Source organism: Acidimicrobiales bacterium (assembly GCA_036491125.1).
Taxonomy (GTDB): domain Bacteria; phylum Actinomycetota; class Acidimicrobiia; order Acidimicrobiales; family AC-9; genus AC-9.
On the sequence record DASXCO010000201.1, the window covers coordinates 1 to 8150 of the forward strand.

An 8150-nucleotide genomic window follows, 5' to 3' on the forward strand; every position below is an offset into this window, starting at 1 on the left:
CGGGCCCGGTCGCTCGCCGAGACTCTGGCCAGCCTCGAGCAGCAGGTGAGTCGCCGCCTGGGCGTGGTTCGCGACCTCAAACCCGCCGTCGGCCCCGAGGACGCGGCCCTCCACGTGTGGACGGCCGGTTTGCGCTTCCCCGTTGCGGGACGGGCCCGCCCAGTCTACGGGGGTCGGGGCTGGGGGAAGGGGCGCAACGATCTCCAAGCCCGGGTGGGGGCGCTGGCCGAGGGGCATGAGCTGGTCTGCGGCCTCCGCCGTGGCGATGAGCCCGTCGAGCGCGGTCGCCTGGCCGACCGCGGGGAGCCCGCCGTGCCCCCCGAGGCGCTGCTGCAGTTCTCCGCCCGGCAGTACGACGACCGCGAGCGCACGAATCCGACCGCCGGTGGGCCCAACCAGGTGCCCGAGCGGTTCGATCCGGAGACAGAGCTGGAGTGGAGCCGGGTGTGGTCACTGACCCTCGAGCGCACCCGCGAGCTCCCGGCCCCGCTGTGCTGGTTCGGATCAGCCGTACCCGGCTTGGGTGCCGCGAACTCCAACGGCTGTGCCGCCGGCAGCACAGCCGAGGAGGCCATCCTCCACGGCTTGGGAGAGCTGATCGAGCGCGACAGCGTCGCCCTTTGGTGGTACAGCCGGGTCCGTCGCCCAGGGGTAGATCTGGACAGCTTCGGCGACCCGTACTACGAGCTGCTGCGGGAGCACCTGGCTGAGCTCGGACGCGAGATGTGGGTGCTGGACCTGTCGACCGATCTGGGTGTGCCGGCCTTCGTGGCCGCCTCCTGCCTGACCGACGCCGGGCGCTCAGCACCCATCCTCGGCTATGGGGCCAACCTGGACGCGGCGACCGCCGTCTCGCGGGCGGTGACCGAGCACAACCAGATCCTGGCCGCGACGACGAGCCCGAGTCTGGCTCCAAGACTCGCCAATCCGTTGGCAGGTGTGGATGCCGTGAGCCAGCCGTGGCTTCTGCCAGATCCCGCCGTGCGGCATCGGCGCGCCGGCGACTACCCCTCGGCCGCCACCGACGACATCGCCAAGGACGTGGGCATCTGCGTGGGCCGACTTGCCGAAGCCGGAATCGAGGTGCTGGTGCTTGACCAGAGCCGCCCCGAGTGCGAGCTCCGGGTCGTACGGGTGACGGCACCAGGACTGCGTCACTGGTGGCGACGCCTGGCGCCTGGACGGCTCTATGACGTGCCGCCGGCGATCGGCTGGATAGCGACGCTACCGACCGAAGAGCAACTGAACCCTCTCGACCTGGTGTGACCGGTGCAATCGGCCATAAGCCATAGCCTGCGTCTCCGACCCGACGCCACTGTTGACCGACGCGCCGACGGCATGTTCGATCTGCGTCTGGTGGGTCCGGCACGGGGGACCTGTGCTGTTCGCGTGACGCCGTCGGCGGGGCCGCTAGTAGCTCAGCTCGCAGCGGGTCCTGTGTGCGAGGCTCAGCTCTTGGCCGCCGGCGGGCTCACGGCCGCCATCGCCGTCGATCACCTCGAACGCCGGGGCTGGCTCGAGCGAACAGCGATCGACGGGTCCCGACCGCTCGCCACTCTACAGCCGCGCGGCCGGAGTGATCCTGCCGGCGAAGCCCCCCTCGCCCGCCGAGACGGACGGTTGTCGCGTTTTGCGTTGCTTCGGACGGAGTGCAGGCAAGTCGTCGTAGAGTCGGCTCGCGCCAGCGCTCGTGTGATACTTCACGAGCCCTCGCTGGCGAGTCTCGTGGCCCAGCTGGGCATCGGCTTCGAGCCATCTGTTCCGGGATTGGATCGAACGGCGATCGACGCGGTGATCGAGCTGTTCGCCCGCGGTTTGTTACTCGACGACGACAAGGACGGCCAGGACGATGACGGTCGTCTGGCGCAATGGAGCCTGCCGGACCTCATGTTTCACCAGCGGAGCCGGCTCGGTCGTCATGCCGAGCCCTCCGGTGCGACTGGAAGGTTTCGGCCACCGCCCGCGCTCAGGGCCGCCGCCAAGCGACGGCTTCAGCTCCCGACGCCGGATCTCGATCGGATCCAGCGCTCGGACCCTTCGTTTCAGACCGTGGTCGAACGCCGTCGCTCGCTGCGTGATCACGACGGGCTCGCCCCCGTATCGGGTGCTCAGCTCGGCGAGCTGCTGTATCGCTCGGCGCGCAACCGTTCCGTAGGGGCCAGTCAGGGAGAGGATTGGGTTGATCGCCCGTATGGGTCCGGCGGTGCCCGTCACTCACTGGAGCTCTACCCGCTCGTGGTCCGCTGTGCGGGAGTCGCCGGGGGTCTGTATCGCTACGAAGGAACCAGCCATGCCCTGGAGCCAATCGCTGCTGAAGACCGTGCTCTCCGAGCCATTGTCGTCCGGGCGCGCTTGCAAGCGGTGATGAGCTCTGAGCCGCAGGTGGTGCTGCTCATGACGTCGAGGGTTGGCCGGGTCATGTCGAAATACGAGTCCATCGCCTACGGGCTCATCCTCAAGGAGGTGGGGGTCCTGATGCATCAGCTCCAGCTGGTAGCGACAGCGATGGGCCTGGCCTCATGTCCGATCGGGAACGGTGACTCGGAGGAGTTCTCTCGTGCGAGTGGCATCGATCCCTATGAGGAGCCGAACGTAGGAGAACTGATTCTCGGTACGGCGGCCCGACGGGGCGACGATGCGTGAGCCTGGTTGCCGCCGATGCCTTATGCAGGACGAGCGATCGGCGACGCCGGTGACTGCACCCCGCTACCGTCTCCTTGGCCGAGCACGGTGCCCACAATCGCACGCCTGAATCACCCCACTGGGTTACCCTCGACGGGCAATGGGAAACAGCCGGCGATCGGCTACCGGTGGAAGCGTGTTCGGCCGACCGCTACGCGAGTTTCGGGTCCGCCTCCGCCCGGATCAGCTCCTTGCGCGCATTCGCGATCGCGAACGAGCGAACCTGCGGCGGGCGGCCCGGATCGCGATCGTGCTGACGCTGGCGTACTGGGTCGTGGAGAAGGGCCTCGGTCGCCCGAGTGGGGCGTTGGAGGCCGCCTTTGCGGTCTTTGCGTTGCTCCTCTTTGCCGACTTCGGCGGCCCGATGGGCCACCGATTCGTGGCCTACCTGCTGACCACGCTCGCCGGGCTTGTGATGCTCGCGATCGGGTCGCTCGCCGCCTACTCGGGCTGGACGAGTGTGCTGGTGGGCGCCTTCGGCTCGTTCGCCCTGACGTACGCCGGGGTACTGCGTGGCTACGTCGCGGCCGCGGGGCTCGCACTCCTGATTCCGCTTGTCATCGCGTTGACGGCCACGCCCGCAGTCTCCGAGATCCCGAACGAGTTGGTCGGCTGGGCTATCGGATCCGGGCTCGCGATCGCCGCAGCGATGTTTTTGTGGCCGCTGTATGCCCAGAGCAACCTGCATCTCCGGGTGGCGGCAGCGCTCGCGGCCGCCGCCGCCCTGATCCATGCGCTCTGGCCCGAATCGATGGAGAACAACCCCGACAACGCGAGCGCCGCCGTCGGGGCCTTTGAGGCCGCCGCCGCGGACGTTGATGCCGCGTACGACGGTCACCTGCTGCGACCGGGCGCCACGACACCGCGCGACCGGTCCGTTATGCTGGCCGTCGACGGCGTGGCGCGTCTGAAGACTTTTCTCGCGTGGGTCGCCGAAGCGACCGACCGCCGTGCGAGCTCGATCGACCGATCACTACTGGCGGCGTGCGAGCAGATGCTGAAAGCGTGTGCCCGAACGATGCGATCCGGCGCTGAGTCACCGATACCATCAGCGCTCAACGCGGCGCGCGAGCAACACACGATCAGCACCGAAGCTTGCGCCAGCGAGGCGCTCGCGCGAGGTGAGAGCGACGCGGTGGCGACGACGCTACATGACAGCTTCAGAGTACGGATCATCGCGCTGCAGACGCAGCTGATCGCCACCGACATCCGCGGCGCGGTGGGTGCCCCACCCGACCGGGATGCGGTGGCGACGTACGGCGGCGCGGCGCTACGGCCACACCGCCGCGGACTTGGCGATGTGCTCAAGGCGCAGCTCCACGTCGACTCGCCGTGGTTTCGCAACAGCTTGCGCACGGGGCTCGCGGTCGGTCTCGGCATCCTGATCGGCGACCTCGTCGACTTGGAGCACGGATTCTGGGTCGTGCTGGGCATCGTGAGCGTCCTGCGTCTCGACGCCCGCGCGACGCAGAAGGTCGTCGCCCGGGCCTTCGCCGGGACCGTGATCGGGTTCGCACTCGGGATCGGCGCGGTAGCGCTCATCGAGAACAGCGATGTCGCCACTTGGGCCCTGTTGCCGATCCTTGCCTTCCTTGCAGCCTGGGCGCCCGGCTCGCGGTCGGTCATCGCCTCACACGCGTCGTTCACGCTGTTCGTGATCGCGCTCTACGAGCTCTACGACCCGACACATTTCCTCACCGCCCAGACCCGCCTGCTCACCGTCGGGGTCGGCTTGACTGTCTCGCTCCTGGTGAGCGCGCTGCTCTGGCCGCGCGGGGTCACGGCCGCCATCGGCAACACCGTGACCGCTGCACTGCGGGCGGCGTCGGACTATCTCGTCGCGGCGTACGATCGCATCACGAACGGCCCGGTCGACGACGAGCTCGTCGAGCGCCAGGCAAGGGCGGCGCGTGCCGCGATCCAGCGCTCCAACGAGACATTCGACCTCGCGATCAGTAGCGTGGCCAGTCGCCAGCTGACGCATGTGCCCGCAGTCGCGTGGGCCGGGCTCGCCAGTGGGGCGACCCAGCTCGCGTCCACGGCCGGCCTTGTGACCTTGCTCGCCCGTATGCACCAGGCCCGCCACCGCTGTCCTTCCGCCGAGGCCGCGATCGTGGTGTCCGCGCACCATGTGCGGGCGCGGATCGCCGAGTCCGCGCGACTGCTCACGGAGCTCGACGACTTGTCCGCGGCGGCGCAACTCGTCGTGTCTCCGACGTGGCCGGAGCACCTCTCGACGTTGAACGGCCACGATGGACTCGACGACGTGCAGGAGGCGATTCGGGATTGCCTGCGTGGCTGGTCGGGAAGCTCGGACGAGGGGCTTGGCCGCGACGCGATGGTGCTCGTCTTGCAGGCGGACTACCTGCAGCCGGCCAGCTGGCTCGCCGACCGCGTTGCCGCCGCCTGCGTGCGGCGCAGGTGAGCGGCGGCACCGATCTTGCTCAGATTGCAGTACGTGCCGACGGCACGATGGATCGCATACAGCATGAACGGACGCCGCCAGGTGGGGGTCATGCTGATCGGTCCGAACCTCCGCAGTCGACCAAGACGGAGAGCCGTGTTGCCTTGAGCTGGCCGTTCGAGCGGAATCAGATCGGGAGCGTTTGGTGGCCGAGGGTCGGTTGGTGCGAGCGTCGGCGCCATGGCGCCTACCCGAGCCCGTTTCCGCCTCGGCCGGTGAGCCGACCACCGAGGAGGTGCTCGCCGAGCTTCGCGGCGAACGGCTCTGAAGCGACCATGATCTACATGGACTCCTCGGCCCTCCTCAAGCTCATCCACCCGGAACAGGAGACGCCTGCCCTCAGAGAGTGGCTGGCAGGACGGGGGGATCGAAGGGTCGCTACACTACTTGCGTGAGTGCGCAGCCAGTTGTGGAGCCAGGAAACGAGCAGTTCGGGCTCGCCGTCGAGACCTTCAAGCTGCTCGGCGACGTGACTCGCCTGAAGATCCTGTGGGCGCTACTCCACAGCGAGCATTCCGTGGGGGAGCTCGCCGGTCATGTCGAGGCACAACCGCCGGCTGTGTCTCAGCACCTGGCGAAGCTGCGGGCCGCCCGACTGGTGCGGGTCCGTCGGGATGGAAACCGGATCTTCTACGCCGCTGAGAACGCCCATGTCCGCCATCTGGTCGAGGAGGCGCTGTCCCATACCGAGCATCTTGTCGGTGCCGCCGTCCATGGCGAGCTTGGCGAGCCCGCTTCGACGGGGCGAAGGCAACGCGGCGCATGACATCCGATGAGGCGCCGCGGGGCACATCCCACGCCCAAGACCACCGGCACCGCGGTGGTGTCCGAGGTCTTGTCACCAGAATCCTGCGGCCCCACAGCCATGATGCTGCCGACTCCGTCGACTCCGCCCTGGAGGCGAGTCGGGAGGGAATGACCGCCCTCAAGATCTCCCTCGGCGGCTTGGCTGCAACCGCCGTAGTTCAGGTCGTCATCTTCATCATCTCGGGCTCGGTGGCCCTTCTGGCCGACACCATCCACAACTTCGCCGATGCGCTCACGGCCCTGCCACTGGGCCTGGCCTTCTGGTTGGCACGACGGCCGGCGACCAGGCGCTACACCTATGGATATGGACGGGCCGAGGATCTGGCCGGCGTCTTCATCCTCGTCACGGTTGCCGCGTCGGCCGGCGTCGCGGCATGGGAATCTGTCAATAGGCTCATTCACCCCCAGCAGGTCAGCCATCTCGGATGGGTGATCATCGCGGGACTGGTGGGTGTCGCCGGCAATGAGCTCGTCGCCCAGTACAGGATCCGAGTCGGTCGCAAGATCGGCTCGGCCGCGCTGGAGGCCGACGGCTACCACGCCCGCACCGACGGCATCACGTCCCTCGGCGTCGTCGTCGGCGCCATCGGCGTGGCCGCAGGCTGGCGCGCCGCCGATCCCGTCTTCGGTCTCCTCATCACCGTGGCCATCCTGGTGATCGTCAAGAGTGCCGCTCGGGACATCTACCGCCGGCTCATGGACGCTGTCGACCCGGCCCTGGTCGACAGGGTGAGCACTGTTCTGCGCACAGTCCCCGGTATCGAAGATGTCGAGTCGGTGCGAGTGCGGTGGGTCGGCCATGAGCTACACGCCGAGGCCGACGTAGTTTCCGACGCGGATCTCAGACTGTCCCGAGCGCACGACATCGCCGAGGATGCTCGCCACCGTCTCCTCCACGACGTGCGCCGCTTGAGCTCGGCGACCATCCACTCGAGCCCCTGCGATCATCACGGAGTCGACCCGCATTCATTGACAGCACACCATTTCAAGGCGCGCTAGGCCGAGGGGGTAAACTTCAGCGACGTCCGCCAATGCCCCATCAGGCCATGGTCGGGAAGCCCGTCACCCGCAAGGTCGTCCGATGGGCGAAGTTCGCTGGGGACGCCGACTGGCATCGTCGGGAGTCCGGCCTAGTTCGAATCGGTCCGAGAGGTGACCGAGAAGAGGGCAACGCCCTGTTGATTGACTTCAACATCCAAGAGCTTGCCAGTAAGTGCGCTTGCAGCCTCGCGGTCAACAAAGAGGGCAGCACCTTCGAACGAGAGGACATGGTCGTCGAGGTGAGGGCCCTTGACCACGCTCAGTAACAGGGCGCCGGGCGGCGTGTCAGTTGTGGTGATTCGCAACCCTGAGCCGGGCGTCGGCTCACGGTCGCCGACAACTTGCACGATGGCCTTCGCCGCTGCGGGACTTACGGCCAGTCTGGACGGATCGATCTCGATCGGCGTCATGCCCTGTATGCCGCGACTTTGCGAGACATCTTCAACCGGCGTTCAACGTGGGCCTCTAGACTCAGCGGCCCTGGGTGGTAAGTCGGCCGTGTCGGGAAGAACCAGCAGCCGGTCGAGTCCTGTCAGCGCCAGAACCCTACGCACTGGCGCGCTGGCGGCCTGCAGGAGAAGCTGGCCGTCGACGTCGCGTAGAGCCTCGAACACCCCGACAAGGACCCGGACGCCAGTGGAGTCCATGAATTCGACCGCACCGAGGTCGAGCGCCACCTCCTGATGGCCGCGCCGAATCAGCTCTCCGATGGCGTCGGCCAACTTCGGGGCCGAGTAGAGATCGAGCTCGCCCCACATCGTTACGACGATTGGGTTGCCGCCATCGACGCTGTACCCGAATTCTGTCGGTACCTTCATTGCAGTCGCCCCTTTGTGCGATCGGTGGCTGCTCGTGGTGGCCCATTGCCGTCTGGGTCCGATCTGTCCACGAGGCGAGCACATTACATAGAGCCGAAGCCCGACTGAATCTATGAAGCTGACACCACTGAGGTCGACGACGATGCTGGCTCGCCATCATCTGACGCGTCGAGTCTGAACGGGTCCGGTAGCTCGATCAAGGCGTGACCTTCCGCAGAGTTTCCTGACCAACCTCCCTGACCCGGTCTGCCGCCCCCGCGAGAGTCCCCGTGACAGCATTGAGAGGAGGCATATCGGGTGAACGCGGATGCGGGCGGACCGGAGCCGCCTTCTTTGCT

General features: G+C 67.4%; 7 protein-coding genes. 5 read left to right on the plus strand and 2 right to left on the minus strand.

All coding sequences use genetic code 11. From position 1 onward, the window contains the following. The 5 genes from VGF64_16000 to VGF64_16020 form a co-directional block, all read left to right on the plus strand. Positions 1-1266 (plus strand): YcaO-like family protein (locus tag VGF64_16000; protein ID HEY1636262.1); only part of this gene is annotated, 1266 nt, incomplete at its 5' end. Between the two features lie 426 nt (positions 1267-1692). After that, a complete protein-coding gene (locus VGF64_16005; protein HEY1636263.1) occupies positions 1693-2643 on the plus strand; it encodes a SagB family peptide dehydrogenase in 951 nt (316 codons plus the stop codon). A gap of 139 nt (positions 2644-2782) precedes the next feature. Continuing rightward, entirely contained in the window at positions 2783-5107 is a 2325-nt protein-coding gene (locus VGF64_16010; protein HEY1636264.1) for an FUSC family protein, read from the plus strand. Between the two features lie 430 nt (positions 5108-5537). Further along, positions 5538-5912 (plus strand): metalloregulator ArsR/SmtB family transcription factor, encoded by a 375-nt coding sequence (locus tag VGF64_16015; GenBank protein HEY1636265.1) that lies wholly within the window; start codon positions 5538-5540, stop codon positions 5910-5912. A gap of 149 nt (positions 5913-6061) precedes the next feature. Further along, positions 6062-6952: a cation diffusion facilitator family transporter gene (locus VGF64_16020; protein ID HEY1636266.1), complete on the plus strand. Its 891-nt coding sequence runs from the start codon at positions 6062-6064 to the stop codon at positions 6950-6952. 131 nt (positions 6953-7083) lie between these two features. On the opposite strand, the gene VGF64_16025 is transcribed toward VGF64_16020, so the two are convergent. Next, positions 7084-7404 (minus strand): hypothetical protein, encoded by a 321-nt coding sequence (locus VGF64_16025; protein ID HEY1636267.1) that lies wholly within the window; start codon positions 7402-7404, stop codon positions 7084-7086. Positions 7405-7446: 42 nt separating this feature from the next. After that, on the minus strand, positions 7447-7812 hold the full coding sequence (locus tag VGF64_16030; protein HEY1636268.1) for an STAS domain-containing protein: 366 nt from the start codon (positions 7810-7812) through the stop codon (positions 7447-7449). Positions 7813-8150 lie beyond the last annotated feature (338 nt).

What these genes read in the sequence shown, in the direction of transcription:
- VGF64_16010 (HEY1636264.1), top strand. Translation starts at nt 2,783, where the DNA reads ATGGGAAACAGCCGGCGATCGGCTACCGGTGGAAGCGTGTTCGGCCGA.
- VGF64_16020 (HEY1636266.1), top strand. Translation starts at nt 6,062, where the DNA reads ATGACCGCCCTCAAGATCTCCCTCGGCGGCTTGGCTGCAACCGCCGTA.
- VGF64_16025 (HEY1636267.1), bottom strand. Translation starts at nt 7,404, where the DNA reads ATGACGCCGATCGAGATCGATCCGTCCAGACTGGCCGTAAGTCCCGCA.
- VGF64_16030 (HEY1636268.1), bottom strand. Translation starts at nt 7,812, where the DNA reads ATGAAGGTACCGACAGAATTCGGGTACAGCGTCGATGGCGGCAACCCA.